The following is a 25,836-nucleotide window of genomic DNA, read 5'->3' on the forward strand; positions in this document are numbered from 1 at the left end:
CCCGCGCCAACTGTGCGTTTCGGGCAGCACTGCGGATGCCGCTGTGATTATCATCATTCGCTATGCACAGCGAATCGCAAATATCATAGTGGCAATGGCCTCGCGCATATGCCATGCTAGCATTACACGTAGCTTGCCGTTCAAGGGGGATCCTAATCGGATGAAAATGCTGCATTTCTACAAGTCCAAACGTTACCTGCTCCGCATGCTGCTCTCCATTACGATTCTGCTCGTCATACTCCTGTCGCTTTCGTCGGCCGTTATTCATTACAGCGCCGAGCACCGCGTGCTCCAGATGCAGCAGGAAGCCAACCGCAAGGTCATGAGCCAGATCAACCACAACATGACCTTCATGCAGGAAATCGTCAACAACATCTCCTTGTCCTTGTATAACGACGAGCGGTTTTATTTTCCGCTGATGTCCAACTCCGCACAGGAAGATATCGATATCATCTATTCCATCAACCAGCTGAACAAAGTGATGGATTCCCAGTCCTTCCTGCACTCCATTCTGGTATACAACGGCCACAACGACAAAACCTACGCGCTTGGACCGCTTGCCGACTGGATGGAAGAAAGCTATATGACCAGCCGTCTGGTCGACATGATCAAGAAGCCCGAGAAGCTGCCGCAGCTGCAGCTCATCCCCATGAATTTCAGCGGACGTCCCCATGCCGTCGATTTCTTCTCGGTCATCATCTACGAATCGTTCAACAATGTGAACGACCACGAAAGCGCGATCGTCTTGAACGTGAAGCCGGAGTGGGTGTTCGATAATTTGAAGGTCGTGAACGGCTTCTCCGCGCCTAATGCATCCAGCATCTTCTTGATGGATAAGGACGGCGGCTTCATCCTCTCCGGCGAGGAGAAGAATCTGCCGGAACTGAACGATCTCAGTTATGCGCTGAGCCGCGATCAATCCGGCAACGACGAGAGCTTCGGCTTCTTCTCGCACAAATTCCGGGGCAGCGGCAATTCCATCGTCAGTTACTTGCAGATGGGCATCCCGGGCTGGAAAGTCATCGGCGTTCAGCCGTACAACGCTGTGCTTGGCGGCATTTCGCAAATGCGGGAAACGTTCGCCATCGTCATTGCCAGCTTCCTGCTGCTGGCCGTCGTCGTCTCGTTCGCGCTGGCGCACAAGCTGTACCGGCCGATTGAAGCCTTGCTCTCCCGGATCACGCGGCATGGCGGCGTAACCGAGCATGCGCCGGAGCCGATTCACGACGAATTGGCCTATGTCGGCCGCGTCTATGGGCAGATGGCGGAGAAGCTGATCGTCGTGACCGACGAGAAAGAGAAGCAGAAGGATATCGTCCGCCATTCCTATCTGCGCAGCATTCTTACGAGCAGCTCATCGTTCAGCCGCCACCAGTTTGAGTCCTGCATCGACAAGTACGGATTGGGCGTTGATCCGGCCGGGCCGTTCCTCGTTGCAGTCGCGAAGGTCGACGATTATGCCGCGGTGCTCTCGCGAACGAATGAATCCGAGCGGCGGCTGTATGCTTTTGCCGTTACGAATATTGCCGGGGAAATATTAGTCCCGCTAAAGATCTCCTGCGAGATGGTCGACGCGCGAGGCGATCACCTGGTTCTGCTGCTCAGCGGCGGCGCGCTGGGTGCCGAACTGCCTGAATTACCGGATCTGCTGAGACGACTCCAGGACATCATGCTGGATTATTATAAACTGTCGCTGTCGCTCTCGTTCAGTGTCATTTCCCGTTCTCACGACACGATTACCGATCAATACGCGGATGCGCTCCATTATTCCATGTATAAAATCGTCCACGGCCGGCGTTCGCTCCTAACGCCGGATCTGGTCAGGCCGAACGCGGCGCATACGGAACACGCCGTCTCATCCGACATGGAGAAGAAGCTGACCGAAGCGATCAAGACGAATGATCTGAGTGCCATGGAAGCATCTGCGGATCACCTGCTGGCTTCGCTGCGCGACTGCCATTACGACTCGATTATCCATGGCGCGCTTCATGTGGTGGACGTCATCAAGACGACGATCCGGGAAATCAACCAGAATCGGATCTCGTCCTTGCCGGTCGATCTCAGCACGCTGAGCAGACAGGTTTTGGATGAAGAGACACTTGTAGATATCTCGGCATTGATACAGTCCGCCTTGCGCGATATTCACGATAAGCGCCGCGGGGCCGAGCAAGATACGAATGCCGCGCTCGTCGACGCCATCAAGGACATCATCGACAACCATTACGCCGACATGAATTTAAGTCTGCAGGGCATATCCGCTACGCTCAAAATGACCTCCGCTTACGTCGGGCGCTTGTTCAAACAAAGCGAGCTGGTCTCCGTCGGCGAATATTTGAATGAAGTCCGGCTGACCCGCGCGCGCGAGTACCTGGAGACGAAGAACTTCAGCATTAAGGAGATCATGGAGCTCGTCGGATACGTGAACGAAAGCACCTTCTTCAAGCTGTTCAAGAAGAAGTACGGCGTCACGCCGAAAGAATACCGGTTGAAGAGCAATATCGGCTGACCGCGAACGGCGGGAAAATAGAAGAGCCTTCAAATCCACGCATGGCGCGGATTTGAAGGCTCTTTTGCAGCTTAGTGCAGGGGCTGAGGGGCGCAGCGTTTCGTGGCGGTTGGCAAATGGCGGATGAAATTCGCCGAAACTTGCCGGATACGCCGCATGTAATGCACCCCGTACATTACATTCGCCGAAACTCGCCGGATACGCAGCTTGTGGTGCCCCAGCTTGTCCAGCACCTCAAATTTAGCCTAATCCTAATCCTATTCCTATTACACTGCACCGATTCCTCAGTCCCAACAGCCCAAACCCTGCCACTTCGGCAGCTTTTCCCGCGGTCTCGCAACAGCCCCAAAAGCTGCCACTCCAGCAGCTTTTCCTGCGACTTCGCAGGCCACGCAACCAATAAGCTGTCATCCCATCAGATTTTCCGGCATTCCCGCCGGCTAAGCAGCCCACTAGCTTTCGCCACGCTTGCTTTTCCAGCGCTCCCCGTATTCCCGCCACTCTCCCAGCCTCCCCTTCAGCCGCTTTCCCCTCCATTCTCTCCTCATTCCCCTCGCCTCCTCCTAACTCCCCCGCTGCACGCCTCACCTCCCCTCCCATTCCCCCTGCAAATCCGCGGGGTTCGCGCACCTCCAGCAGTCATTCGCAAAAAACACAGTCGCCGCAAGACGAAATGGAGGATTGCACAGTTGTCGTCACAGCCGCGCCGATGCCATGATGGGCTCACGGACACCGTCCAGTATTTTCCCGGAGGTTAAGGCATGATCAAAACACGCAAACCGCGATCGGAATGGTACTACCTGAAGAAAAATTCGGAACTGCTCCTGCTGCTCCTGCCGGGAGCGCTTCTCGTCCTCGTCTTCGCCTACGTGCCGATGTTCGGAGTCCTCCTCGCTTTCAAGGACTTCCGCTACGATTTAGGCTTCTGGGACAGTCCGTGGGTCGGCTTCCACAACTTCAAGTTCTTCTTCGTCTCGGACACGGCCGCGATGATCACCCGCAACACCGTCGTTTACGGATTGACGTACATGCTGCTTACCACGGTCATCGCGCTGCTGTTCGCGATTCTCATGAACGAGATGGGCAAACGCTGGCTCCGCATCCATCAGACGGCGATGTTCATTCCGTACTGTTTGTCCTGGGTCGTCGTCAGCTACTTGGCGCTCGCGCTGCTGGACTCGCAGAACGGCTACCTGAACAAACTGCTCGAGACGCTCGGTTTCTCTACCCATATGTGGTACCTCGAGACCGCGCCGTGGCCGTACATCCTCATCTCCGCCTATCTATGGAAGAATGTCGGCTTCTCCACGCTCGTCTATTTCGCGGGCATCATGGGCATCAACCAGGAGTATTACGAAGCCGCCAAAATCGACGGCGCGTCCCGCTGGCAAATGGCGACCAAAATCACGCTGCCCTTGCTGTCCACGCTCATTACGGTATTGCTGATTCTGGCGATCGGCCATATTTTCGTCGGCGACTTCGGCCTGCATTACTTCATCCCGAACGATTCCGGCATGACTTTTCCGACGACCGATATCATCGATACCTATGTCTACCGGGCGCTGCGCGTCAATGGCGATATCGGCATGTCGACCGCGGTCGGCCTGTACCAATCCATCGTCGGCCTCGTGCTCGTCGTCGTCGCCAATTTCGTCGTCCGCAAAATCAATGAGGAGAATTCGCTTTTCTAGAAAGGAGCATCATCCCGCATGAACACGACGCCGCAAGCGCTCGCAGCCGAATCCGCCTCCGTCCGGGCAACCGGCGAGCGCAGAGAACCGTTCACTATCGTCAGCCTGCTGTCCCATCTGCTCTTTATCCTCGTCACGCTCGCCATGGTCCTGCCGTTCGTACTCGTCATCTCGATCTCCTTCACGGATGAGTCGTCGATCATCGAGCACGGCTACCTGTTCATCCCGGCCGACTTCTCGACCAAAGCGTACACGTACATTTTCGAGGCGCCTACCGTGCTTGTCCGCGCATACGGCATTACCATTCTGACCACGGTCATCGGCACGCTGCTCTCGCTGCTCGTCACGGCCATGCTCGGCTACGTGACATCCCGCCGCGACTTCCGTTACCGCACGCCGGCCTCGTTCTTCGTCTTCTTCACGATGCTGTTCAACGGAGGACTCGTGCCCTCCTATATTCTAGTCAAGCAGTACCTGCATCTGGACAATACGATTTGGAGCCTGATTCTGCCGTTCCTCGTTTCCCCGTTCTATATCATGGTCATGAAAGGCTTTCTGTCGAAAATCCCGTTCGAAATCATCGAATCCGCGAAAATGGACGGCGCCCGGGAGATCCGCATTTTCTTCACGATCATTCTGCCGTTGTCGACGCCGGCGCTCGCGACGCTTGGGCTGTTCCTGTCCTTCGGCTTCTGGAATTCTTGGTTCCCGGCGCTGCTCTATATCGATAACGAGAAGCTCATCCCGATACAATTGCTGCTCGTCCGCATGATGCAGAAGCTGGAGTTTCTGACGAGCAACAGCGACTTCATCAGTCAATTCGGCATGGACATGAGCAAGTTCCCTTCGCTGTCCGCCCGCATGGCGATGGCGATTCTGGCCGGCGGTCCGATGGTCTGCATCTTCCCGTTCTTCCAGAAATATTTTGTCAAAGGCTTGACGGTCGGCTCGCTGAAGGGCTGACAAGCGCCGCTGATCCGAGCGGCATGCAATGGATCGGCGATGCCGATTGAAACGCTTGACGACTGTTTTCATAACTTGTGCCGGCGGATAGGAATAAAGGGGGGTTAAGTGGAAGTAGAAGATAGCCGGTATGAGCATTGAAATAGAACAACTCTACCCAAACCAAGGAGGTCCACCCATGAAAGTCTGGAGAATTTCCATGGCCCCGCTCGTGTTGGCCAGCCTGATGATCATGCTTTTGGTAAGCGCTTGCGGCAATAACAATAACAGCAATACCAATGCGCCGGCGGCGGACAATAACAATAACGCTGCCGCGACGAACACGACGAACGCTACGAACACGCCGGATACGACGACTACGACGAACACGGACACCACCGACGCGACGAATGATCCCGCTCCGGCCGAAGAACCGCCAGTCGAGCTGACCTACTATTACATCGTTTACGACATGCCTGCCGACCAGCAAGCGGTCGAGGATGCGGTCAACGCCTACATCAAGCCGAAAATCAACGCGACGATCAAGCTGAAACCGATCATAGAATCCGGCTATAAAGACAAAATCAACACGATGCTGGCCGCCGGCGAAAACTTCGACCTGCTGTGGACGTCCAATTGGGGCGGCGGCGATTACGACAACAAAGTAGCCAAGGGCGCTCTTCTGCCGCTCGACGACCTGCTGAACAATGCGCCCGCGTTGAAGGACGCGATTCCGCAAGTCGCTTGGGACGATACGCGCGTAGACGGCAAAATCTACGGCGTGCCGAACATGCAAATCGCCGCCAAGGCCGAAGGCTTCGCCATTCAGAAGCGCTTCATCGAGAAATACAACATCGACGTGAACAGCATCCATAGCCAAATGGATATCGAGCCCGTCCTGAAGACGATCCACGACAACGAGCCGGACATCATTCCGATCGCGTCCACGAGCAATATGTTCGACTTCGGCCGCCAGTACGGCTACGCTGCCCAAGGCTACAAGCTCGGCGATCCGAACTACACAATCATCGATACTGTAGACAAACCGGAATACAAAACGTTCCTCGACACGATGCGCAGATGGTATACTTCGGGCTACATCTACAAAGATGCCGCGACGATGAAGGACGATCAGCTCGTGGCCCTGCTTGGCTCAGGCAAAGTGGCCGTCGAATGGAACACGACGATGAAGCCGGGCGGCGAAGTCGACGACAAGAAGCGTTTCGGCAACAACGACGTCGTCTACGTCCGCGTGTCCGAGCCTGAATTCACCGGCGTCCGCGCAACGATGAACTCCATCAGCCGCACGTCCAAGAATCCGGAGAAAGCGCTCGAGTTCCTGCAATTGACGTCGACCCCCCCGCGCTCTTCAATCTGATTACGTTCGGCATCCAGGACAAACACTACAAAATCGTCGGAGACAACACGATCAGCATCAATCAAGACGGCGGCTACAAAACCGACCAAGGCTGGGTGTTCGGCAACGTTCTGATCGGCTACTTGAAAGAAGGCCAGGCGCCGGATACATGGGAACGCACGAAGCAGCTGAACGAGACGGCCAAACGGCCTGAAGTGAACGGCTTCAATTTCAACACCGAGCCGTATAAGACGGAATCGGTCAACATCTTCGCGGTTTCCGAGCAATACGGCAAGGCGCTGAATACCGGCTCCGTCGATCCGGCCAAAATATTGCCGAAATACCAATCCGCGCTCAAGAAGGCGGGCGTCGAGAAGCAAACGGCGGAAATGCAGAAGCAGCTCGACGAGTGGCTGAAAGCGAACGGCAAGAAATAAAGGAAGCGAGCCTCTCCTCGCTGACAAGTGTCACGTCAAAAAGACGCCGGAAACGGCGTCTTTTTAGCGCATTTTATTATCTTCCGTGATCCAAGTCTGGCCGCTATTCCCCACCCAGCTATCCTCACCAACGGTTACGTGATAATTAAACTCGACCCTTCCGACGGCATTCTCGCGTCTCTGCGTTGTCCATGACAGGTTGCCCGTTTTGCCATCATGCTCATTGAGGTGCATGTTCCACGTCTTGCCGCCATCGCTTGTCAGATAGAATAACTGAGGCTGCGCATCATTGATGACGATTGTCGTCAGGATCCCCTGCTTGTCGTTGAAGAAGAAGGGCAGCGAGGATTGGATGTTGGAGCGCTTGGCCGCATCGGGTACAGGAAGCTTCTCAAGCGACCAACTTCGGCCGGCATCTTCGGTTCTATACACCTGGACAGTATCATCAAGCGGCGAGTTGAGAGCTAACCAGCCTACGACCGGCGTTAAAAACATGAAGCCCACTTTGGTTCCGCCTAGGGGCAGAGTAGATCCGGGAACTGAAGTGTCTGCGACCGTTGTCCATGTTTTCCCGCCGTCGGTGCTTCTGGAAAGTTTCATATCTTCGGTATGCATGCCGACAGTCGCCCAATAATCGGCTGTCCACGCATTGGCATCGTTTAGAGTAAAAGTCTCGCTGCGCCGATAGTCCGGCTCAGGTGCTTGGGGGTCCGAGGACGGAGAAGCGTTCTCCAGGACAGGAGCCGCCTCCATGGTCGGAGACGGGGACGGCGCAGGCACAGGTGGTGGTGCTGGTGCAGGCGCGGACAGCGTTTGTTCGTCGTTCGCAGCCGGTGCGATCCGTTCTGGCGCCTGTCTCTCGCCCGAAGAGCAGCCACTCAAGAGTATCGAAGCGAAGAACAGCAAAGGCAAAGCGATTAAGATCACGGTCCGTTTCACTGCATTCCTCCTCCGTCATACCCAGCTTCCCCACATCCTCAGAACGAGCCTGCTGCAGGAATAGTTGCAGCGGGCTGCATGCCGTCGTTATCAGGCCCGATGGAAGGCAACGCCATGAAAAAAAAACCGCATTTCTGCGGTTTTGATTCCAGCGCTGCGCTTATCACTCATGAACACGAACCTAATGGCCAAGCCCGGTCCGAAAACCTTCCCGCCACGACGGGTACCGCGGCTCCCAGCCTTGCTTGATCGCCTTGGCGTTTCGAGCTCCCCGCTCGCCTCTCGCGCTGCCGGACTGAACGGCCGGTGCGGGCGCGCCGACCGAATCGGCGAACGCCGGCAGCCATTCCGCGCCGGCGGCCGGTTCGTTGTCGACGATGTTGTACGCGCCGGACGGCCAATTCAGCGCAAGCAACGCTGCCCGGGCCGCGTCTTCAACGTGCACGAACGAGCTGACGCCGTCCGTCGCCGGCAGTTGACCCGCCCTGACCATATCCGCCATCAAGCCTTCTACGGCATACCAGGTCCCTTCGCCATAGAGCAATCCGTATCGCAAAATAACATGCTCCGGCATCTCGGCCACGGCAGCTTCCATAACCGCGACGGCCTCGACCGTCGAGCTTCGCGGCTCCGGTGCTGCGAGATCGAGCAGCTCTTCCTCCCCGGCCGGCCCGTCACCAGGGACGTATACCCACGAGATGCTCTGCACGATCATGCGGGTTACGCCCGCGGCAAGCGCGGCGTCCACCAGATTGCGCGTCCCTTCCCTGCGAATCCGCGCATTGTCCGCGAAGTTTCTCTCGCCAAGCGCGGTCAGCTGGTGGATAACGGCATCCGGCTTCGTCTCGCCCAGTGCTGCGAACACCGCCTCGCGGTCGTAGACGTCCGCAATGACGGAACGCGCGCCGGCCCGTTCCAACGCGGCCGCCTGAGCCGGATTACGAATCAAGCCGACGACCTCGTGACCTGCTTCGGCCAACAACGGAATCAACGATCTGCCAACGACCCCGCTGGCGCCTGCAATTAAGATTCTCATCGATATTCAACCTCCATTCATATACGACATTCGGCATCCGTACAGGAAGTATGGACTCATTCTCCCGGACCGATTTCAGCAGCCGACATCTCTACGACCCTTTTCGCGAACGCAGCGTAAGCTTCGATCAAGTCCGGGCTTCGATCAATGGCCCATCTGAGCTTGTCGAACGCACGCAATAGCTGCATCGGCCTCATGCCAGCCAGATCTTCCTCGTTCAGCCCGTACCCGTCGATAAAAGCCTGGAACTCTTCCCTGTTCGGACCCTCGCCCAGCATCTGGCTCTGCAACACCTGTAGTACCTCTCCGTGAGGCACCACGCCGACTTCCGCGCTGCCCCAATCCAGCACGATCGCTTGGCCCGCTTCGTCGACCAGCGTATTCTTGAGCGACATATCGCCGTGATATAAACCGAAGCTGAACGTCGTTTGTTTCAAACGCTCGAACAGCTCTCGTACGCGCTGCGATTCCGCCCGCGTGATGACGCCCAGCTCGATCAGCCGGTCATCCTCCGTCAAACTGTCGATGTTATACTGCACGCAGCCGAGCCAACTGCCGTCCGATCCGGGATGAGGAGGCGAATGAAACCGGCCTTGCGCGGGATCCGTCAATTGTTCCCCATATCCATGCACCGGTATGACATGCATTCGTCTGGCATAGGCGCCAAGCTGCCGCCACACATCGTTTGCCGGGGACGTAAGGTCCAACCCGTTGCAGCCCTCGACAAACGTAAGAATCATATAGGCAGTCTCATCGGCTATGCCCACCGCCAACACCTCAGGTCCGGGAATGCCGACCGCGGCCGCCTGCTCCATGCACCATTGTTCCTTCACATAGTCGGGGTATGTGCCTCGATCGTTCATACGGATGACGATTTTACGCTGCTCGCCTTCGACGACGCAGACTTGATTAACGAACCCTTTGCCCACGATCTGGTAAGCGGATCTCACTTGTTCCCCCAGATAATCGGCTGCAATCCGTTCGGCTTGAATAACGACCGCATTCTTCATCCTGCCATTCCTTCCCCTGCGTTGCACGCTGCCTTCCTCATGAATTCTTCACTGGTTGTATCCTTTCCTGTAAGGCATGTACGGCTCCGCCTATGGAAAAGGCAACCGAACTCGCAAGATCGGCTGCCTTTGTCGCTATAATGCTTATTCATCGGATCGGATGCAGGTATTTATTTCGCGTGTTATTGGCGAAGCGCAGGCAGCGGCGTGAACAGTATCGCGACCGGCAAGTTGCTTCCCGAAGCCACGGTGAATACGATATCTACCGTCTCCTCGCTGTCTCCCGTACGGTACAGAACGCCGGCCTGGTTGTTATCCTTCAACACTTGGTTGTTGGCGACCGTAACGAGCTGTCCGTTGACCAGAAACGCTCCGGTATACAGCCCGCCGCGTCCATTCAGCGAGATCATCGTATGCGGCGCGACATGCGATAAATGCATTTTGTACAGAACGCCGAAGTTCCCGCGATTGTATTCCAGCTCTCCGGTCATCTCGTCAATGCCGTCCAGAATCTTATCGACTCCGTTCTTCTCGCCGATCATAATTCGCTGCGGCGTAGCGCCAAGGGTATCATTGACTTCGATGGAACGATCGGCATTATAGAAAGTTCCTCTGACGTGGAGGCCATCGCGCGGCATGACGGCCAAGTTCGGCAGCTCCGTAAGTGCGTCCTTGTCTTTGGCGATAACGACGATCGTGTACAGCAGCTCCTTATCCGAGAAGATGTCGGCGTACGAGCTGAACGAATCGCCTGCCTTCAGCGGCACCTTGGCAATGTCCGGCAAAATCTCCTTCGTCTCGCCAGGCGCGATCGTTGTCCACACCGGTGCCGGTTTGCTTGCTTCCGACGTCAGGTAACGGGCCGTAGCCAGTTTGCCTGCCAGCTCCGGCGAAGGTGTCGGTCCGCCCATGCCGATCGCGGTTTTGTTCACTTTGGCATCGGCATATCCCATGTTGGTTGCCAGCAGATGCATCGTCACCGGATAACCGATGTTGTTCACGTTATGGAACATGAACCGCACTTGGCCCGACAGCTGCGCGCGGTAGGCGACGCCTTCCTGTACTAATGTCTCCGGGCTGTTGCTGCGAACCATCTGAGAAGGTTCCGACTGGATTACGTAATTATAAGCAGGAAACTGCAAGACCGATGCTCCGTCGATCGAGTAGATCTCGCCCGTCGGCGTGAACAGCCGCTGGTATTCATCCTTCGTATAGAGAACCTCGTTCGTGACCGTCACCGTCTTCGTCACCGAACCCGTCAGACCGTTCTTGTCCGTGACCGACAAAGTGACGCTATGGTCGCCCGGTTCGAAGAAAACTTTCTCATTGCCCGTAAACGTGCTGCTGGCGATGGCGTTCTCGTCATCGGTACTAATATCCGTGTAGGTGATGGTCTCACCGATTCGATATTGCGGTTTATCTGTGGTGAAGTCCGCGACCGGCGGCAAGTTCGGCGCCTTGACCGTCACGGTGATGCTGAAGGGATCGCTCCAGACGCCGTTGCTGTCCTCCACCTGTCTCGAAACGGTATACGTTCCTGCCATCGGGAAGACGTCCAAACGGCCGTCCCAGCGTTCGTCAACGAACGGCAGGCCTGTCGCATTCGTCGCATGATCGATATACGTCACAGTCGTTTGTCCCGCATAAATCTCCGCAGGTTGAATTTCGAAATCCGCCGTCGGTTTCGGCGGAATGACCACGGTAGACCATTTCAGCGTGATCTGCTTGCCGACGACCGCAATCGTGCTCTCGGCCATCTCGCCCCAGGAGCGCAGCGGAACCATTAGGTAGCCGTTCGAAATGAATGTCGCGCCGGCAAGTTTAGTCTGGATGCCGTCCCGGAATGCATAGTCGCTGCCGATCTTGAAGACGAGCGTATGCTTGTCGCTGGTAGCGGTGGACTCTTTCGTCTGGGCGTTGTAAGAAATCTTGAACCCGTAACGAGCCGCAATCGAGCTGAACGGAAGAAAGGTCCTGCCATTAATGGATTTCACGGGTTGAGCGGACGTGTAGGTCGCGCCATTATGGAGCATCGTCGCGCTTCCGATCGTCAAATCCAATCTATCCGTGGCGGGGGGATACTCCGTGCCCGTGCCGGACGTTGTGCCCGTGCCTGGCGTCGTGATGCCCGGCGTTGTGCCCGTGCCTGGCGTCGTTCCTGTGGCCGGCGTCGTACCGTCGCCAGCTGTCGTGCCCGTGCCGGACGTCGTCCCCGTGCCGGATGTTGCACCCGTGCCCGTAGTTGCATCCGTGCCCGAAGTTGTGCTCGTGCCCGAAGTTGTGCCCGTGTTTGGCGTTGCGGTCGTAAGCCCGTTGCCCGCAGCAGAGGCGCTTCTCGAAGCGGCGGTCGTAATTGGCAATAATAAGAACGATAAGATCAATATCCATTTTAACGATTTCATGCTTTATCTCCTCTGCTCTCTCGTCTACTCCGAATGCGGAATGGGTTCAATTCCCGGAGGTTTTCAATTTCATTGTTAATGGAGACGTTATAACGAATACGTTTGTTGCGAAATTTTGGATAAAGACATAATTTGGACACATTTTACAACTTTGCAACAATTAAGGAACTCTTGCCACTGGACATTCAACCGGTACACACATAGGTAACTTTCCCTAATTATGTCCGCCTCACAACAAATCCCTTAAATCGTTTCAGCCGGCGCTTCCGCAGCTTCACGCCACAAAAAAACGGCGCCTGCTAATAGGCGCCGAATCGTATGATTTACATCCGCTTGGCAGTCCAACAAGCCGCCAGCCACGCCTGCCATGACGATTACGCCTGCAGGAAGCTCCCCCAGTTGATATCCAGCACTTCCGCTTCATGCATGCTGACCTGAAACTGCAGCTTGCTCAATTGCTGGCGCCCGATGTGTCCTTGCTGGTATTGCTGCTGCAGCGCTTCGCGCTCCGCTTGGATGGACAGCATCCGCAGCATCTGAACCTGTTCCTCCACCACATCGTCGGGACTCGGCGCCGCCAGCCGGTTGTTCAGCAGGCTGATCATCTGCCGATAATGCCCGCAAACCCGGTTAATAGAAGCATTGGCGCAAGCTTCATTCCCTTGAAGCCTGTCGAGCGCATAGGCCGCGGTCGTAATCCGCATCCGGATGAACGCCTTGCGGTCCTTGGCCTTCAAGATGTCATAACCCCTGCGTTTTGCCGGATAGAAGAACATCACGACTTTATTCACGAGCGAATAGAGCAGCAGGTAGAAAATATGAAAGCGATTGGAAATGACGATTTCAATGCTGCGGAACATATTCTCCAGAACGGCCGCTTCTTCCGACTCGATCTCTCCCTGCTCGCGCAGCAGCTGCACGCAGCGCCGCTCCTCCGCAATGCCCAGCTGGCGCAGGTACATCTCCTCGTTGCGCGCTTTGCGGGACAGCATGTCGTACTCGGTTCGCTTGATGTCCGACAGCCGCTGGTCGTTGTCCGAAATGACGATCGCCGCGGAATGGACGTTGGTTTCATCGATGGCCAGCCGCACGGCCTGATTCGCCGCTTTGATCGCTTCTTTCTGCACGCGCAATTCCGCCTCCCGCCTTGACCCTTCGCCTTCCGCCTCGTCGGGCTGACCTGCCAGCAGCGGGAGCGCGATGCTTGCGATGATTAGCGAGACCAAGATCACGCCGGCCGCGAGGAAGATCATGAGATCCCGTTCCGGAAACGGCGCGCCGCTCCCGAGCACGAGCGGGATCGTGAACGCGCCCGCAAGCGTAATGGCGCCGCGGATGCCGGACAGCGATGTCAAGATGATCGCCCGCCAGTCGTGGCTGCGGCCGCCGAGCGGTTTGATCAGCCACTCCGACAACGCCAGCCATAGGAAACGGAGCGCAATGAGCATGACATAGATAATCAGCACATGGGCAATGGCCTGGAAATTGTCATACGCCAGATTGCTGAAGATGTTGTGCAGAATTTCCGGAATTTGCAGGCCGAGCAGCACGAACACCAGGCCGTTCATGACGAACAGAATGACGTTCCACGTAATCTCCGAGACGAACTTCTGCTCGATCGTCGTAAATCCGGATCGGTCCTGTTCGATTGCGTGCAGGATACCGCCAGCGACAGCGGCCAGGATACCGGATAAGCCGAGATGCTCCGCGACGTAGAAGAGAATGAACGGCGTGAGGACCTGAATCAGCACATGAACCGATACGTCCTCGATGCCGAAGCGCCGAAGCGCCACGCGGAACCAAATAATCGCAAGCGCCAGCACCGCGCCGAGCAGCAGGCCGCCCAGCGAGATCACGAGGAAGCTCCACGATGCGGTCCAGATCGAGAAGGTGCCCGTCACGGCCGCGGCGATCGCGAATTTGAACGCGACGAGGCCGGAGGCGTCGTTCATCAACGACTCGCCCTCCAACAGCCGATGGATGTTCTGCGGCAGATGAACCCGCGAAGCGATCGCGGACACGGCCACCGCATCTGTCGGAGACAGGATCGCCGCCAGCGCGAACGCCGCCGCTTGCGGAATAACGGGTATCATCGCATGAATGGCATACCCGCCCGCGAAGACGGTCAGGAACACGAGTCCGACGGCCAGCAGCAGAATCGGCAGCCGCAGCTTCCACAGCTCTTCGCGAGGCGTTCGTTTGCCGTCATTGAAGAGCAGCGGAGCGATGAACAGGATGAAGAACAGCTCCGGCTCCAAATGAATATGGAGATCCCACGGCAAGTACACGACCGATCCCCCGAGAGCAATCTGGACGACAGGAAGCGGAATGAACGGCAGAAGGCGCTGCACCACCTGCGAGACGGCGAGCAGCAGCAATAAGACGAGCACGACGAGAAATAATTCCATGCGTTCCTCCGGTGTTCCATGATGAGGGGCGATTCCTATAGTCCAATCAGCGCTCCCGTCAACAGGATACCCTTTTCGCGGAAACTCAAAACTCGCCCCTCGCATACAGCATTAGGAGGAGCGTGTCCGAGATCGTTTTCCATATGTAAAACCCGCATTTCTCATAACATCGAATGGCGCTTCCGTTCGCTTGATGGACCTTCAACAGGATGCCGTGGATGGCTGACTTCGCTTCAAGCTCGCATTGAACCAAGCGAATGGCTCGCGCGGCGATTCCCCGGTTCCTGAAGAGCGGGTCGCCGATCAGGATGTCCATGCCATACATTCGTAAATGCGCCGCCAGTCCATACTCCTCCTTCTCTTCCGAATCCAGCTCATAATATTGCAAGTACCCGACGGGCTGTTCATCCCACTCGACGATGATCGGGGCTTTCTTATCATTGCCCGCGATTCTCGACGCATATTTGCGCTCGATCATCTCGCGGGAATAGGTCGTATGCGGATTGCTGTAAAACTTCCTAACTTCCTCGTCCTGCCGCCATCTCACCATCGCGTCATAATCCGATTCGGTCATTCTTCTTAATCCGACTTCGACGTTATGCATCATCGGACGCCTCCCGGGCTCGATTATGGAAACAGGCCGCCCAACCGGCAGCCTGTCGGATATCAATCGATATGAAGTAAACGTATAATCTCTCCGTCGACTACTACGTCACTAACCTTCTGAAACCCCAATGATTCGTACAAGCTTCCCGCAATGTGATTGTTCGGACGATGCCCGATCATCAGCCGTTTGCATCCCATCCGGCCCAGCAAGGCAATCAGATTCACCATGGCTGCCTTCCCGTATCCTTTTCCCTGATGCCTCTCATCAATCATGAGCGCGGGAATCCAATAGTTGTCGTCCTCATCCGGTTCCGCGCAGAACACGATGAATCCAACTAGCTCCTCGTCACCATACACAGCGCGCAGCTCGTAATCATGCCTGTATTTCGATTCGGCAATCCAGTAAACGACAGGTGCCGGGAAAACAGCAGCCTGCTCTCCTTTCACTTTAAGCTGCGTACAAGCATACCAGTTGTCCATCGACACTGGTTGTAAACTCACTCCCATCGAACCCTTCCTTTCGAAGTTTAATTCCTGGACTCCACGGCCCCCCAATAGACGATTCCAAATCAGTCCACCCCTTATTCCAATCATTCAATTCCACGATTCCGACCGAATTTCCTTCTCTCTCCGCATGCAAAACAGGCCGCCCAACCGGCAGCCCGCTCCTGACCATGCTATCAAATTCCGTCAACGCCTTATTTCTGCGCGACGACCGTGAATGTCTTCGGAATCCCTTTATCGAACACCTCGGAGGACAAATTCGGAAGCTCCTCCAACACTTTGATCGTTAAATCTTCGCTCGCTACGGCTGTGACGATTTCGCCAAGCGTCCAATTACGCAGGTAAACCTTGGGCGCCGCATCATGGACCTGCTCCGAATCGGCGTACTTCGAATGCGACACGTTCTTCTCCACGAGCGCGGTTTCGAAATAATCGCCGCTCACTTTGTGCTTCCGAATGTTAGCCGTCGTGCCCTTGGAGCTGATCAGCTTCGTCGTTACCGGGTGGAAATCTTGCAAGATCAACACGCCGCCATCTTGAAGCAAACTGCGCACCACTTTAAACAGCGGCGATAGATCCGTGAAATAATGAAGGATGCCGAATTCCATGAAGACCATGTCGAAGGTATTCGCCAATTCATGCTCGGGCAATTGCAAGACATCGGAGACGATGTATTTCAGTTCGACGCCTGCTTGCCGCGCTAATTCCATGGCGTACCGTTCATTCTCCGAAGAGAAATCGACGACCGTTACTTGGGCGCCCAGCAGCGCTAATGCGACCGCTTTATTGCCGTTGGAGCCAAGCAAATTGATGATGCGTTTCCCCTCGACCGACTCCCCCATAAACTTGAACGCCGAACCGATTCGCTTCTTGGGGTCCTGCTTGATTTTCTCGCTTGCTTCCTTGGGCGTTCCGAACCGATTCACCCATGAATCGTACGTGCCGTCATTCCATGCTTTCTGATTGTGCTGCGTCGCTTCCACCCTAACCAAACCTCCATCTATTGCCCCAAAATACTGATTTCTACATTGTAACATTCCCTGTCTATCGGTTCCATCTTCTCGCAGTGGGAGAACGAATCCAACTCGCAATCCGGCATTCGACATGGCGGAAACGACAAAACCTTTGAAATTTCGCAAGAACGTCATGTATGCTAGGTGAATCCAACGAATAACGAGGTGTTCACCATGGTAACGGATGAGGTAGTCATCGGAATTGACGGCGGCGGAACGCACACGCGCGTGCTGGTCTGCGATCTTAACGGAAACGCGTTAGCCTATTGCGAGAAAGGCGGCGCATCCATCTATAAAGATCGGTCTGCCGTAAATAATGTACATACAGCTATCCACGAAGCGCTTGAAGCGGCAGACAAACAAGCGCATCAGGTCGTCGGCCTTGCCGCAGGAATTGCCGGGTACGACGAGCCGTCCGATCTGGACTGGATTGCGCCGTTAACCGATCTTCCCGGACTGTCTTGTCCCAAATGGCATGTGAATGACGCCGTCGTGGCTCACTCCGGCGCCTTGTTGGCCAAGCCCGGAATCATCGTCATCTCGGGGACAGGCTCGATTATCGTGGGCATTACGGAAGACGGCCGGTTTATGCGGAATTACGACTTCCATCATTATGCCGCCAGCGCTGCCCGCTTCATTGCCTATGATGCCGCCTACGAAGTGCTCGCAGGTCATGTCAACCTTACCGACGAAGCGCTCATCCAGTCGATGCTGGAGCATTGGAACGTGGCGTCGATCTCCGAATTCGCCAAGCTGGCCCGGTCCGGGTTCGAGGCAGACGAACAGGAACGCAACAAGACCTTCGGTACATTCGCTCCTCTACTTACTGCAGCTGCCGAACAGGGAAGCTCCGTTGCCGTAAGCGTATGCGATCGCGCCATTCATCAAATCAAGGTCGGCATCGAGCTTCTGGCCGCCGCTTTCGCAAGCGAAACGGTCGAGGTCGCCTTCATCGGCAGCGTAGCCAACAGTCCTTATTTCATCAAGCGCTTAAGCGAGCAGCTCAGATGCGGTGCGAACAAGCAATATACCATCGTAGAGCCGAAGCTTCCGCCTGCTGCAGGAGCGGTTTTATATGCGATGAACCAATTGAATAAACCAATCACCGACGACGTCTGGCGCCGCATTCAGAACAGCGAGTTTGTATAACACTCGCTGCGGCAGCTTTCCTAACCAATCGGAACCAGCCTTTCCTGCAAAACCTACACACGTTTAACCGCCGTGTTTAACCATGAGTTCATCCAATAGCTCGGCTACCGACTCGGGGGACGACAGCGCGCGCAAGTAGGCGTGCGGTCCCGCTTCATCGTCCTGCCACGCGTTCTCGCCCGTGACCCGATCGACCTCGATACGGCCGCGGACCAGATCCCAATAAGGGAACGCGCCGCGCGCCGCATAGAGTACTGCCGTCAAATCCCAGCTGTGACGGGACTTCCCTTCGCCCACGTACCAGGAATAGCTTTGGCGCACGGGATGATCGGCCGGCAATTCGGTGAACAGCCTGCTGCCCGTATGAATGTCCAAGCCGATTTCGAATCCGGTGAAGGTGATCGGCGTCGGCCAATGCGCTCCAACGTACGAGGCGGATTCGGGATGCATCTCGAAGTTCCACTCTTTCCCCCGCGGGAACGCGCCTCCCATCACGACCAGATGCTTTACCTTCCGCGCCGCCAGCTCCGTGCCGTTCAACGGGGAAAGCTCGTCCGGCTCCGATTGCAGCAAGTTCATCAAGTTCGGCAGCGGGCCGATCGCCACGATTACCGTGCTCTGATCCTCGCTCTTCGCCAACAGCTCACGGTATAGTCGGACTGCATCCGGCGCGGCTTCTTCCTTGTAGCGGTTCGGATAGTTCAACGTAATTCCCTTGTTGTATCTCTCGTAACCGGCATCATCGTTCAGGAAGCCTTCCGTCTTCAATGTGCCGACCGGAATATCCGGTCTTCCGTAATAAGCATTGAGCGCATCCAGGCAGCCCGCGCCCCACTTGCTGGACGTACAGTGCATCATCCCCGCGATCGTCGCTTCGCCGTCCTTGTCCAATGCATGCAGCACGGCTGCCGCGCCGGCATCATCGCAATCCGGTCCGATATCGGTATCTAATAGAATGCGGACAGGTGCCGCAGGCGTGTAAAACGGGGTTTCGTTCGCTGCCATGGTTCGCATGCCTCCATCATTTTCATTTGATTTTCCTTCTGCAGCCAACTGGCTGGTCTAAGTTGATCGATGCTAATTATTCTTTCGGCTGCCATACTTTCAGCTTGTTTCCGTCAGGATCGCAAAAGTCGAACTCGCGAAACCAGCTATGTACGATCATGTCTCCCATGCGAATGTCCAGCGTCCGCAGCTGCCCGTAAACGCTATCAATATCCGATGTGCGAAAACAGACGATCGGCATCGCATAGCTCTCGCCGTTCGCCAGCCACTCGTTGGTGCGGAACGTAAGGACTTCCTCTTCCAGCCGCTCGCGCAAAAAAACTTCCTGACTGCCGGCAAGCAAATAATCGCCGCCATGCTCCATCCCAAGATGCTCGACATACCAGGCCTCGGACTGCTTCCGATTCGAAACCGGGATGTAGACACCGTCGATTCCGATCATTTTCGCTTTCTTGGCCGCGTTTACCACGTCCATCGTGAAACCTCCTCGCTTAGCCTCCATGAACAATTCTCTCTCGCGCGAAAAAACCCCTTTAAATGTAAACGAACAAAAAAGAGACCCGCAGCAACGGGCTGCGGGTCTAATTATATATTTAAGGGGGTTGAGACTTATTATAGGCCGGCTTCATTAAACCAACATGAAGATTGGATTGCAGTTCGATTACAATCCCCACTCATCTAGACAATACTTCGTGGAGGCCTGCATGGCAACGTTACTGCGGATGATCTTGGTCATGCCGGCGAGTCACGTTGAACGCGGTCATGTCCCACTGATCGCCGAATCGAAGTCCCACGACGAAGTGATCGTGGATGGTATCGTCCTTCGCGTATCTCCATGTACAGCTCCAGTCCGTAATTACGCCGCTGTAGTCACAGATCCGCTCTCGGTTTACCCACTGTCCCGTGCCTGTCGGCACTCGCCAAACGTTGATTTGCGTTGCTGTCGTGCCATGAACGCGAATAATGAACGATCCGGCGCCATCAGGCAGATACACCCATGAACCTTCGGGTGCCGGAACGGTCGTTATGGTCAGCGGCGGCGGCGAGTCCGCGGCGGCGAAGCCCCAAATCAGCAGCCCTATTAGCAGCAGCTTCATCTATCCTACCTCCGTTCGATGGAGGTAGTGTTTCCATAGGTTTGAATTTAATGACGATTCTTAATGCCAATAAGAAATTGTACTTTATGAGTGAACCGCTGAATAGATAACATACAGCGGATATTTTGACATTTGCACGGAATGGGGGGAATACGATGGCTTGTGCGAATTTAGGCGTCGCGAATGATTTTAACGTCTTCGTGCTCGCCGATCATACGCAATCGTTCGTGGATGCCGGAGGAAGAGTCGCGGTCGGCGGGAATGCGACCTACCGTAGCTATGGAGTCGGCAGCTCGCTTAATGTATCCACGACCAGGGCGGATTTGATCGTCGGCGGCAAGATGGATATTTTGCAGGGAACGAACTTTAGCGGAAACAGCGTCATCAGCCCAAGCGGGACGATCGTGAACTATACGATGACGAACAATAACGGCGTTCATCCTCAACCGCAAATCGGGACGCCGGTCGACTTTGCCGCGGCGGCGCAGTTCTTGACCTGCGCATCCACTTCATGGGGCGCGATGGCGGCAACAGGAACGGCTTCCGTGAATTTCGGCCAAATCGTGCTGACCGGAACGAATCCCGCACTGAATATATTCACGATCAACGGAAACAATGTGGCAGGCTCCGGCGTCTCGCTCGCCTCGGCCAACGGCATCAACATCGTCACGCCGGCAGGATCCACCGTGCTCGTCAATATTAGCGGAACCGGCGTGGGCTTCGGCAACTACGCGATCTTTATTAACGGCGGCCAGGCTTTGCCGAACAATGGCGCTATTATCCTGTGGAACTTCTTCCAAGCGACGACGGCCTTCAACCTGAACTTGTCCATCAAGGGCTCGGTGCTGGCGCCATTTGCCGTATGGAGCGCCGTCGGCTACGGCAATATCGACGGAACCATGGTGGCAAAGTCCTTTATTAATACGACAGGCTCGCTCGAAGCGCATGCCATTCCTTTCATCGGCTGCCTCCCGGAAGTATTCTGTACGCCGCATCTGACGATTCGCAAAACGGTGAACGGCAGTTCCTCGTTTTCCGGCACGGCAGGCACTCCGCTCGTATACGTCATCCAGGTCAGCAATACCGGCGGCGGCACGCTGACGAATGTGCTCGTCAATGATCCGCTCCTCGGGTTCAGTCAGACGGTACCGCAGCTTGCCTCCGGCCAAGAGATTAGTTTCACCATCAATTCCGAAGTGCAGCCGGGCGAGCCGGGAAGCATGTATCTCAATACCGCAACCGCCAAGAGCGATCAAACGCCTCAGCAATCCAGCTCCGTCACCATCACGATCGAAGGTTTCCTGAACGTCAGCCTGGTCAAATCGGCCGACCGGTTAACCGCGGCTCCCGGCGATATGATCGAATATACGTTTACCGTACTCAACCCTGGCCGCGCAGCTCTCCAAAATGTTACCCTCACCGACGCGACGCTCGGACTTCATCTGTTCTTCCCAACGTTCACGAGCGGCACCATTGCGACTTACGTGTATACGGTTCCCCTGAACGCGGTCATCGGAAGCACGTTCGTCAACACGGCCGTGCTGAACGCTTCCAATCTGCAGGCGCCTGTATCCGCGCAAGCTTCAGTCCTCATTACGGAAACGCCGACCGTTACCTTGATGAAAACCGCCGATCGCACGACCGCGCTGCCCGGCGACACGATCAAGTATACCGTGGTCGTGTCGAACGATTCGGAATTTACGACCGTATACAATCTTCATCTGACGGATGCGCTCATATCCTTGGATCAGTCGATCGCGCAATTAAATCCGAAAGCATCCACGATGTTCGAAGGCATGTACACCGTTCCTTCCGGAACGCCAGCCGGAACGATCATCACCAATACGGCTGTACTTCAATCCTCGCTCGGAACCCTATCCGATACCGTCCAGGTTACCGTTGCGCCCGCCGCGAAGATCGGCATCGCCAAGACGCCGCGGAGACCTTCCGTCGCACCGGGAGACACCGTCATCTACGATATCGTCGTAACGAATACGGGCAACATTCCATTAACGAATGTCGTTGTCAGCGATCCTGGCCTTAGTTTCTCGACAACCATTCCCACGCTGCCGGTCGGCGCGCAGAATGCCTCGGAAGCGTTCTTCACCGTTCCGCTGGACACCCCGGCAGGCACGAAATTTTTCAATCAGGCTACCGTCACTTCGAATGAAACGCCGCCCGCATCGGACACCAGCGAAATTATCGTCGCTCCGGTATATTCGCTTTCCGTTCACAAGCAAGTCGCCCCGTCGACGGCGATTCCCGGAGAAACCGTCGAATATACGATTACCGTTACCAATACTTCCAATGATACGATAACGAATGTCGTGGTTTCCGATCCGACCATCGGCGTGATGCAGACTTTCGTCTCGATGCCCGCCGGTTCCACCGTCGTCATTCATGCGCCTTTCATTATTCCGGCCGATGCCGTTGCGGGAAGCGTCATCCCCAATACGGTAAGCGCCGACTCCGACCAGACGCCGGTTCGGACCTCTTCTACGCACGTAACGGTCGCGGCGAATCCGCTGCTGACGCTGACCAAGTCCGTTACGCCGGATATTGCCAATCCGGGCGATAACGTCACTTATACGTTGATCCTTACGAACGCGGGCAATATTGCGCTTACCAACGTTCATCTGCTCGACCCAAGCCTCGGCATCGATCAGACGGTGCCGTCGCTTGCCATCGGCACCGACTTCGCATTGAGTATTCCGTTCACGGTACCGATCGTTCCCCCGGGAACGATTCTGACCAACACCTCGACGGCCGTATCGGACGAAACGCCGACACCGGTTGAAGCCACGGCATGGGTTACCGTGGTCGCAGCTCCGTCCATCACGCTTGCCAAATCGGTCAGTGCTGCCTCCGCCGCGCCGGGACAGACGGTCACCTTCTCGGTAAGCCTCACGAATAACTCGCTCATCCCCTTGACCAACGTCACGCTGGATGATCCTTTCTTCGGCCTGACCGACACCTTCCCGATCTTGCAGCCAGGCGATACGAAAGTCTTCACGCAGGACTTCACCATCCCGGACGGCACGACGGCAAGCACAGTATTCGCCAATGTCGTAACGGCTACGTCCGATCAGACCCCCGGCGTTACCGCAGAAGCAGACGTAACCGTGCTCGCCGTTCCCGGAATCTCGATTACGAAGACGGCCGATGTTCCTGCCGCATTCCCCGGCGAGACGGTTACGTATACGATTATCGTCACGAATACCGGCAATACGCAGCTTACGAATGTGCTCGTGACGGATGACACGCCGCCGCTTGATTCCGTCGTTCCTGTCCTGGGTCAAGGCGCAAGCTCGAGATTCATCATCCCTTACACGCTGACAGGAGAAGACCCGCCGGGCACGATCATCGTCAATACCGCCGTAGCGCGATCTACGGAAACAGGTCCGGTCATCGCCAACGCCGCGGTGCTCGTCACGCCGCTTCCCTCCGACTCGATCAGCATCCAGAAGAACGCGGAGCCGCGGATTGCCGCTCCCGGCGAGACCGTCACCTATATGATTATCGTGACGAACAATACGTTGATTACGCTGTTCAATATACATGTGACCGATCCGATGCTCGGCATCAATGAAACGATCGCAGCTTTAGCCTCAGGCAACAGCGTCTCGCTTGTCTTCCCGTTCGTCATTCCCGCCGGGACGCCTGGCGGAACGGAATTCGTCAACACCGCCACCGCTACGGTATCCGGATTGAGCATCAGTGCCTCCGCCACGGTGGACATTCTGACATCGCCGTCGCTCACGCTTACCAAAACGCCGGACGTTCAGTCGGCTCTGCCGGGAGAACAGGTCAACTATACGTTGACCATTACGAATACGGGCAATATCGCGCTGACGGATATTGTCGTTGCCGATCCGATGATAGGTTTCGTGACGGTCGTTCCTCTGCTGGCCATCGGGGCGAACCAAAGCTTCGTCGTTCCGTTCATCGTGCCCCCCGCGCCGATCGGGACCATTATCACGAATACGTCGACGGCCACCTCGGACCAGACGCCAGAACCGGTGGCAGCGACGGCCAGCATCAGCGTTGGGGATCCCCCGACGATGGCGATTGCCAAGACCGCCGTTCCGGCGTCAGGCGCTCCCGGAGATCTCATCGCATTCACGATCGTCGTGACCAACACGTCGGCGGCCATTCTGACGAACGTCATCGTAACGGATCCGCTGCTCAGCTGGTTCGAGCAAATTCCCGTACTGCTGCCCGGGACGTCTAAAACCGTCGTCACCCACTACCCGATTCCGCCTTTCACCGCTGCGGGCACGATCATCGTCAATACGGTAACGGCCTCATCCGATCAGACCCTTCCCGTAACCGCCGAAGCACCTATTCTAGTGATCGCCGCTCCTTCGTTATCGCTGCGCAAAATCGAAGACAGAGTCGTGTCGGAGCCAGGAAGCATACTCGACTATGCCATCGAAGTGACGAATACCGGCAACACGCCGTTGACGAACGTTCACTTGTTCGATTCGCTCATTAATCTGAACGAAACCATTGCAATCCTTCGTCCGCAAGCTACCGTGGTCCTCTCGATTGCGTTTCAAATTCCGCTCGATGCCATCGCCGGGTCGAGAATCATTAATATCGTCACCGCCGTCTCCGACCAGACCGCTCCGGTACAGGCGATGACCAATATTCGCATCGGAGCCGCCTTTTCGATTCTTGTCAACAAAACGGCCCAATCACCGACGGTCCAACCGGGAAATGCGATTACATTCTTGACCACCATTACGAATACGTCGAATGCCGCGCTGACGAATCTCTTCATCCTGGATCCGCTCATCGAGCTGTCAGAGACCATCACTTCCCTGGCGGCAGGCCAGACGATCACCTTCTCTTCCGTCTTGCCGGTCGCGCTGAATCAGCCTGTTCATTCGCAGATTACGAACGAAGTGTTCGTCTCGACGACCGAGACCGTCGTTACATCCGCACAAAGCACCGTGACTGTCCTGCCGGGGCCGCGACTCCACTTGACCAAGGACTTCCCTTCATTGGGCTATCCAGGCCAACGGGTCCAGGTCACGCTGGTCTCGGCCAATATCGGCAATCAAACGGTTCACAACGTTCGCTTGACCGATGCCCTCCCGCATCTGAGCGTGCATACCGCTGAAAGACTGCAGGATACCACGTTTACGGTCTACGAGTTCTATACGATCCCGGCGGATGCCAAGCTCGGATCCGTTATCGTCAATCAGGCGCAGCTGGCAGCCGACGAGACTGACCCCGTGCAAGTCTCGAAAGAGCTGCTTGTCGTCGGGCTGCTGGTGGAGAAGAGCGCGGAGCCTACGACCGCGGAACTCCACGGTTTCGTCGACTACTTCATTCGCGTGGCGAATCCGACTCCGCTCCCTGCGCTTGAAGTCGTCCTGAGGGATCCGCTGGCGACTGGAACTTCGCTTGTTCCTGGCAGCATCACAGTGAACGGCAGCATCGTTGCGGATGAGAACTTGAACGATGGACTTCCGCTTGGCACGCTGCATCCGGGCGCTTCCGTCAACGTCGTGTTCCAAGTGAAAATCGATGCGGACCAGCCGGGAGATCTGCTCGTCAATCAGGCGTTCGCGAGCTATACGTTCATCAGCGATTTCGAGCTGAGAGGAACGTCTCCATCCAATCTGGTTCACGTCAACATTGATGACAACGAAGAGTAAGCTGGGGCAGCGAACGCGGAAAACCGGGAATCGTCACCGGAGAACGCAGTCGCGGAGAATGCAGTCAT

General features: G+C 56.0%; 18 protein-coding genes. 7 read left to right on the forward strand and 11 right to left on the reverse strand.

What is annotated here, in order from left to right; all coding sequences use genetic code 11:
* Positions 1 to 160 precede the first annotated feature (160 nt).
* From GZH47_RS08550 to GZH47_RS08570, 5 genes are all read left to right on the forward strand, one after another.
* On the forward strand, positions 161 to 2,506 hold the full coding sequence (locus GZH47_RS08550) for an AraC family transcriptional regulator (RefSeq protein WP_162639706.1): 2,346 nt from the start codon (positions 161 to 163) through the stop codon (positions 2,504 to 2,506).
* 761 nt (positions 2,507 to 3,267) lie between these two features.
* Entirely contained in the window at positions 3,268 to 4,197 is a 930-nt protein-coding gene (locus GZH47_RS08555) for an ABC transporter permease subunit (protein WP_162639707.1), read from the forward strand.
* Positions 4,198 to 4,341: 144 nt separating this feature from the next.
* On the forward strand, positions 4,342 to 5,160 hold the full coding sequence (locus tag GZH47_RS08560) for a carbohydrate ABC transporter permease (protein WP_404823803.1): 819 nt from the start codon (positions 4,342 to 4,344) through the stop codon (positions 5,158 to 5,160).
* A 178-nt stretch (positions 5,161 to 5,338) separates the two neighbouring features.
* Positions 5,339 to 6,517 (forward strand): ABC transporter substrate-binding protein, encoded by a 1,179-nt coding sequence (locus tag GZH47_RS08565; protein ID WP_162639709.1) that lies wholly within the window; start codon positions 5,339 to 5,341, stop codon positions 6,515 to 6,517.
* Between the two features lie 95 nt (positions 6,518 to 6,612).
* Positions 6,613 to 6,933, forward strand: a complete 321-nt coding sequence (locus GZH47_RS08570; protein WP_404823766.1) for a DUF3502 domain-containing protein — start codon at positions 6,613 to 6,615, stop codon at positions 6,931 to 6,933.
* A 63-nt stretch (positions 6,934 to 6,996) separates the two neighbouring features.
* On the opposite strand, the gene GZH47_RS08575 is transcribed toward GZH47_RS08570, so the two are convergent.
* From GZH47_RS08575 to GZH47_RS08610, 8 genes are all read right to left on the reverse strand, one after another.
* Positions 6,997 to 7,872: a WD40/YVTN/BNR-like repeat-containing protein gene (locus GZH47_RS08575; RefSeq protein ID WP_162639710.1), complete on the reverse strand. Its 876-nt coding sequence runs from the start codon at positions 7,870 to 7,872 to the stop codon at positions 6,997 to 6,999.
* 181 nt (positions 7,873 to 8,053) lie between these two features.
* Positions 8,054 to 8,908, reverse strand: coding sequence for an NAD-dependent epimerase/dehydratase family protein (locus tag GZH47_RS08580; protein WP_162639711.1), 855 nt, complete (start codon positions 8,906 to 8,908; stop codon positions 8,054 to 8,056).
* Between the two features lie 56 nt (positions 8,909 to 8,964).
* On the reverse strand, positions 8,965 to 9,918 hold the full coding sequence (locus GZH47_RS08585; protein WP_162639712.1) for a phosphotransferase family protein: 954 nt from the start codon (positions 9,916 to 9,918) through the stop codon (positions 8,965 to 8,967).
* A gap of 182 nt (positions 9,919 to 10,100) precedes the next feature.
* Positions 10,101 to 12,320, reverse strand: coding sequence for a stalk domain-containing protein (locus GZH47_RS08590; RefSeq protein ID WP_162639713.1), 2,220 nt, complete (start codon positions 12,318 to 12,320; stop codon positions 10,101 to 10,103).
* A gap of 374 nt (positions 12,321 to 12,694) precedes the next feature.
* Positions 12,695 to 14,728, reverse strand: a complete 2,034-nt coding sequence (locus tag GZH47_RS08595) for a Na+/H+ antiporter (RefSeq protein ID WP_162639714.1) — start codon at positions 14,726 to 14,728, stop codon at positions 12,695 to 12,697.
* A gap of 85 nt (positions 14,729 to 14,813) precedes the next feature.
* Positions 14,814 to 15,335, reverse strand: a complete 522-nt coding sequence (locus tag GZH47_RS08600) for a GNAT family N-acetyltransferase (RefSeq protein ID WP_162639715.1) — start codon at positions 15,333 to 15,335, stop codon at positions 14,814 to 14,816.
* Between the two features lie 59 nt (positions 15,336 to 15,394).
* Positions 15,395 to 15,841 (reverse strand): GNAT family N-acetyltransferase, encoded by a 447-nt coding sequence (locus GZH47_RS08605; protein ID WP_162639716.1) that lies wholly within the window; start codon positions 15,839 to 15,841, stop codon positions 15,395 to 15,397.
* Positions 15,842 to 16,032: 191 nt separating this feature from the next.
* Entirely contained in the window at positions 16,033 to 16,821 is a 789-nt protein-coding gene (locus tag GZH47_RS08610) for a class I SAM-dependent methyltransferase (protein WP_162639717.1), read from the reverse strand.
* Positions 16,822 to 17,025: 204 nt separating this feature from the next.
* Between GZH47_RS08610 and GZH47_RS08615 the strand changes: the two genes are divergently transcribed.
* The gene (locus GZH47_RS08615; protein ID WP_162639718.1) at positions 17,026 to 18,000 is read left to right on the forward strand and encodes an N-acetylglucosamine kinase; all 975 of its coding nucleotides are present in this window, start codon (positions 17,026 to 17,028) and stop codon (positions 17,998 to 18,000) included.
* Positions 18,001 to 18,063: 63 nt separating this feature from the next.
* Here GZH47_RS08615 and GZH47_RS08620 read toward each other — a convergent pair whose 3' ends face one another.
* The 3 genes from GZH47_RS08620 to GZH47_RS08630 form a co-directional block, all read right to left on the reverse strand.
* The gene (locus tag GZH47_RS08620; protein WP_162639719.1) at positions 18,064 to 19,005 is read right to left on the reverse strand and encodes a nucleoside hydrolase; all 942 of its coding nucleotides are present in this window, start codon (positions 19,003 to 19,005) and stop codon (positions 18,064 to 18,066) included.
* Positions 19,006 to 19,081: 76 nt separating this feature from the next.
* Positions 19,082 to 19,480: a VOC family protein gene (locus tag GZH47_RS08625; protein WP_162639720.1), complete on the reverse strand. Its 399-nt coding sequence runs from the start codon at positions 19,478 to 19,480 to the stop codon at positions 19,082 to 19,084.
* Between the two features lie 238 nt (positions 19,481 to 19,718).
* Entirely contained in the window at positions 19,719 to 20,102 is a 384-nt protein-coding gene (locus tag GZH47_RS08630) for a hypothetical protein (protein ID WP_162639721.1), read from the reverse strand.
* Between the two features lie 155 nt (positions 20,103 to 20,257).
* Between GZH47_RS08630 and GZH47_RS08635 the strand changes: the two genes are divergently transcribed.
* Positions 20,258 to 25,768, forward strand: coding sequence for a DUF7507 domain-containing protein (locus GZH47_RS08635; protein ID WP_162639722.1), 5,511 nt, complete (start codon positions 20,258 to 20,260; stop codon positions 25,766 to 25,768).
* Positions 25,769 to 25,836 lie beyond the last annotated feature (68 nt).

Origin of the sequence: Paenibacillus rhizovicinus (assembly GCF_010365285.1) — a bacterium.
In the GTDB taxonomy this organism is placed as follows: Bacteria; Bacillota; Bacilli; order Paenibacillales; family Paenibacillaceae; genus Paenibacillus_Z; species Paenibacillus_Z rhizovicinus.

Coding starts and splice junctions, on each gene's coding strand:
- GZH47_RS08555 (WP_162639707.1), top strand. CDS start 3,268: ATGATCAAAACACGCAAACCGCGATCGGAATGGTACTACCTGAAGAAA.
- GZH47_RS08620 (WP_162639719.1), bottom strand. CDS start 19,005: ATGGCAGCGAACGAAACCCCGTTTTACACGCCTGCGGCACCTGTCCGC.
- GZH47_RS08595 (WP_162639714.1), bottom strand. CDS start 14,728: ATGGAATTATTTCTCGTCGTGCTCGTCTTATTGCTGCTGCTCGCCGTC.
- GZH47_RS08615 (WP_162639718.1), top strand. CDS start 17,026: ATGGTAACGGATGAGGTAGTCATCGGAATTGACGGCGGCGGAACGCAC.
- GZH47_RS08590 (WP_162639713.1), bottom strand. CDS start 12,320: ATGAAATCGTTAAAATGGATATTGATCTTATCGTTCTTATTATTGCCA.
- GZH47_RS08560 (WP_404823803.1), top strand. CDS start 4,342: ATGGTCCTGCCGTTCGTACTCGTCATCTCGATCTCCTTCACGGATGAG.
- GZH47_RS08600 (WP_162639715.1), bottom strand. CDS start 15,335: ATGATGCATAACGTCGAAGTCGGATTAAGAAGAATGACCGAATCGGAT.
- GZH47_RS08605 (WP_162639716.1), bottom strand. CDS start 15,841: ATGGGAGTGAGTTTACAACCAGTGTCGATGGACAACTGGTATGCTTGT.
- GZH47_RS08565 (WP_162639709.1), top strand. CDS start 5,339: ATGAAAGTCTGGAGAATTTCCATGGCCCCGCTCGTGTTGGCCAGCCTG.
- GZH47_RS08625 (WP_162639720.1), bottom strand. CDS start 19,480: ATGGACGTGGTAAACGCGGCCAAGAAAGCGAAAATGATCGGAATCGAC.
- GZH47_RS08635 (WP_162639722.1), top strand. CDS start 20,258: ATGGCTTGTGCGAATTTAGGCGTCGCGAATGATTTTAACGTCTTCGTG.
- GZH47_RS08550 (WP_162639706.1), top strand. CDS start 161: ATGAAAATGCTGCATTTCTACAAGTCCAAACGTTACCTGCTCCGCATG.
- GZH47_RS08630 (WP_162639721.1), bottom strand. CDS start 20,102: ATGAAGCTGCTGCTAATAGGGCTGCTGATTTGGGGCTTCGCCGCCGCG.
- GZH47_RS08580 (WP_162639711.1), bottom strand. CDS start 8,908: ATGAGAATCTTAATTGCAGGCGCCAGCGGGGTCGTTGGCAGATCGTTG.
- GZH47_RS08585 (WP_162639712.1), bottom strand. CDS start 9,918: ATGAAGAATGCGGTCGTTATTCAAGCCGAACGGATTGCAGCCGATTAT.